We start from the raw sequence: 1,385 nt of genomic DNA, 5'->3' as shown, positions 1-1,385 counted from the left end.
CATTGTAGGAGGGGCGGTAAGGGATCTGATACTCGGGAAAAAACCAAAAGATTTTGACATTGTAAGCGCGGCAAGTCCCGGGCGCATAAAAAAAATCTTTCGCAACTCAAGAATTATTGGCAGGCGTTTCCGTCTTGTTCACGTGTATTTTGGCGAGCGGATATTTGAAGTCGCTACTTTCCGCTCATTAAAAGACGGACACACCAGCAATACTTTCGGAACGATAGATGATGACGTTTTACGCCGCGATTTTACAATGAACGCCCTTTTTTACGATTATCTTGAAAGCACAAACGACTGGAAACCCGGCCCAATTGAGAATTTTAAAGAAATTTGCAAAACAGTCCGCACTTTTGTCATGCCCATGAATCCGCCCCGCTTTGAACTTGAATACGCCGTTAAGAAATTTCTTTCCGCCAAAGGAATTACAATTAAAAGAACGCCGCCAAAGCCTGCGGCGGAAGAAGGCAAACCCGCCCCCAAAAAGAGACGCCGCCGAAGAAAATCCAGATCAGGGACTGCGGCTCCTGCGGGTAATTAGTAATTTATTAGAAAAAATTTCTCACTAAGAGCGCTAATTTAAATGCCATATTGAAAACCAATGGCATACGGCTCCGATAATAACAAAAGTATGCCATATAACATGAGTATACTTAACACTTTTCTTTTTATAAAAAACGGCTCCCAGCGTATATGCGGCTCCTCCGGCCAATAACAAAATTATGCTGATTAGCGGCACACGATGAATCAAGGGAACGAACCCGATAATTATTGCCCAGCCCATCATTATATAAACTGCTATTTCAATTTTTTTTATGGTTTTTGAACCAAGAATGTTCAGAATAATGCCGGTCAAAGCCAGCGCCCATTCAACCGCAAAAAGACTCCAGCCCCATGCTCCGCGAAGGCCGCTTAAACATATAGGGGTGTAAGTTCCGGCAATAAAAACAAATATTACCGAATGATCCAGTTTACGGAATAAATTTTTAACGCTCTGACTTTGTATCGCATGATACAAAGTTGATATCAAAAACATTCCGGTCATGGTCGCAGTAAATAAAACTGTTGCCGCAATATCCATATTTGCAGCCCTATGTCCGTCCAAAAATCCTGTATTTTTCAGAATCAAAAAAACAAGCCCCGTTATCGCAACAAGCGCGCCAATACCGTGAAGTATTGAATTTGCTATTTCTTCACCAATTGTATAAAAAGGCAGAACAGCCGCCGTTGAATTTTTTGTTATTATTCTCACATATTTTGAGACACTGTTTATGGCGTTTAGTTGCGCTACAGTTAATACTTATAGTATCAGCATTGATTTGAACAACCGACAGCACGATGTATGCCCAAGGAATTTATTTAGTACAGTCTGCCCTGACTGTACT

Annotated in this window: 1 protein-coding gene and 1 pseudogene; one reads left to right on the top strand and one right to left on the bottom strand. The window is 41.4% G+C overall.

What is annotated here, in order from left to right:
* Positions 1-277, top strand: a pseudogene (locus ACYVRH_RS12745) (polynucleotide adenylyltransferase PcnB); the annotation flags it as partial.
* 297 nt (positions 278-574) lie between these two features.
* Here the strand turns inward: ACYVRH_RS12745 and trhA are convergent.
* Entirely contained in the window at positions 575-1,252 is a 678-nt protein-coding gene (gene trhA, locus ACYVRH_RS12740) for a PAQR family membrane homeostasis protein TrhA (RefSeq protein ID WP_461257274.1), read from the bottom strand.
* Positions 1,253-1,385 lie beyond the last annotated feature (133 nt).

It is taken from the genome of Treponema sp. R80B11-R83G3, from assembly GCF_054786115.1.
The sequence above is the reverse complement of the archived record's forward strand: the minus strand, read 5'-3'. Positions and strand labels throughout refer to the sequence as shown.